The sequence below is a fragment of the uncultured Maribacter sp. genome, assembly GCF_947495965.1.
In the GTDB taxonomy this organism is placed as follows: Bacteria; Bacteroidota; Bacteroidia; order Flavobacteriales; family Flavobacteriaceae; genus Maribacter_B.
The window spans coordinates 1-2,286 of record NZ_CANMBB010000019.1 but is presented as its reverse complement, the minus strand read 5'-3'; the positions used below and the strand labels follow the sequence as shown (position 1 = coordinate 2,286).

3 protein-coding genes are annotated in these 2,286 nt (G+C 32.4%); all 3 read left to right on the top strand.

The window, feature by feature from the left end; all coding sequences use genetic code 11:
- The first annotated feature begins 283 nt into the window (after nt 1-283).
- The 3 genes from Q0820_RS16855 (at nt 284) to Q0820_RS16845 (ending at nt 2,078) form a co-directional block, all read left to right on the top strand.
- On the top strand, nt 284-682 hold the full coding sequence (locus tag Q0820_RS16855; protein ID WP_298489455.1) for a hypothetical protein: 399 nt from the start codon (nt 284-286) through the stop codon (nt 680-682).
- A gap of 171 nt (nt 683-853) precedes the next feature.
- On the top strand, nt 854-1,480 hold the full coding sequence (locus Q0820_RS16850) for a hypothetical protein (RefSeq protein ID WP_298489453.1): 627 nt from the start codon (nt 854-856) through the stop codon (nt 1,478-1,480).
- Between the two features lie 175 nt (nt 1,481-1,655).
- Nucleotides 1,656-2,078: a hypothetical protein gene (locus tag Q0820_RS16845; protein WP_298489451.1), complete on the top strand. Its 423-nt coding sequence runs from the start codon at nt 1,656-1,658 to the stop codon at nt 2,076-2,078.
- The last annotated feature ends 208 nt before the right edge of the window (nt 2,079-2,286 follow it).

Here is a 2,286-nt window from a genome sequence, read left to right as displayed (position 1 = left end):
GACTTGCACCCTCTAGATGAATTAGTTATCTTTCGATAAATTAAAGATGCCCATGCTGGGCACACACAACGTGTATAAAACATACCTAATAAGTGCTAAACCGAAAGGTTTGTATATATTTAGAAAGTCCGCCAAATTTTTAATTTGGCTTTTAAAAATTGATAAATTAAAAACTAAATATAAAAATTCGGCTCTGTGTTAATCCGAAAAAGTTAGTGCCTCTTTGCACGCTACGTTTCATACACAAGTCCGTTGTAAAACATATTGACCAGTTCTTATATAAATGAGAGTTTACGGAAAATGTAATAATTGCAAAAGCTATATCGGATACTCAACTGATGCAAATACTCGTGTGGAATTTGCAATGCAAGACGGAGAAAACAAAAAACTGACTTGTAAAAAATGCGGACGGACAACGGATTTTCATGTGGACGAACTGAGCGCAAAAGAATCAAATTTAGCCAAAATAGGAGCTGGACTTATTTTTTTAATTGGAACTCCACTGATTTTCTTTTTAGTAAGTCCTGTATTCACTGGAAGTCGAAATCATTATGTGATTTTTATAGTTGGCGGATTTTTACTAGTTCCTGTGGTTGCATACTCTATAATTAATAAACAGGACCAAGTAAGAGTCAGTTCTTTTAATAGAAAAAAGCTTAAAGGACGGATTCACAATGTTTAAAAAAATACGTTTTACAACAATACCTATAATCCATTGCTACGGTGGATTTCCTAACGGAAATCCTTAACTTTATACAATGGCTCGGGGCTAGGCGGAAAAGTCCTGCGGACGTTTTCCGCAACAGATCATAGCCGAGTCGTTGCCATTAATACCGAAAAACTGACGAACTAAATGATAAACAAATTTCTAAATGCTAAACATTGGCAATTATTTACTCTAATGTTTGGAATTCCGATTTTATTACAAATAGTTGTTATGACAACAATGTTTGCGAATATCGACTCAAACGGAAATCCTGACCAAACTGGAATGTTGAATATGATGAAAATATTTCCAATTATAATGTTTCTTTATGTTGGACTTTTTTTTGGCTGGTTTTGGTCAATTGGAATCGGATTGCAGAAATACATACCAGATGATATTAATATGAAAATTAAAAAGTTTAAAATATTCTTCTTGATTCCTCTGGCTTATATTCTTTTCCTATTAATTGTAATCGGAACAACATTTTATGGATTTTCATCTGGAAGTAATGCTGTTGGTGGAATTGTTGGAAAAATGTTATTTGTAGTTATTCCAATGCATTTACTTTCAATGTTCTGTATCTTTTACTCACTATATTTCGTATCAAAAACAATCAAAACGACTGAATTAAAACGAGATGTGACTTTTAGTGAGTTTGCGGGCGAATTTTTTATGATTTGGTTTTTCCCAATTGGAATTTGGATTATTCAACCTAGAATAAATAAAATAGTCTCTGAAGAAAGTACTAATGGCAACACGGTGTATAAAACATAGCTAATAAGTGCTAAATCGAAAGTTTGTGTATATTTAGTAAATCCGCCAAATTTTTAATTTGGCTTTTAAAGAGAGAAAATTAAAAACAAAATATAAAAATTCGGCCCTGTGTTAACCCGAAAAGTTAGTGTCTTTTTACACGCTACGTTTCATACACTGAGCCGTTGTAAAACATTTGAGAAAACTGAAAAAATTGACCATTCGACATCTTATTTTATTATTTCTTCTGGCGGTTGGATTAAATTCTTGTGATAATCTGACTCAAAAAGAGTTTTTTGACAAAATAGTTTACGATGAATATCATTCAAACTACGAAGGAATAGTTACTGAAAAATATATTGACAAAAAAAATCACGCAAGACCAATAATTATTATCAAGCATAAAATTTTTGGCGACAATAAAAAAGACTTTGTTTTCCAAAGTTCTGGACTTTTTGACTTTATCAAAATCGGAGACACGCTAACTAAAAAAACTGAATCTCTAAAAATTAATCTCAAAAGAAAAAACCTAGACACGATAATAAAGTTGGATTTTGACAATATAAAAGGAAAAGAAAAATATTATTCAGAAAACAAATACGTAACTGAAATTGAATAAAAAACGTTTTACAATCGAGTAGACGGCTCTCCCCATAATTGAGGAGAGTGCGCCTCTCACACCACCGTACATACGGGTCTCGTATACGGCGGTTCACCAAATTGAAGTTTGCTTATTATTAATATAATCTGTCAAAGGTTTATACCCTTTTCGTTTTAGTCTAGAAACGGTAATGGTAGTTCTTAGAATTGGACTTTGGGCGACTGCC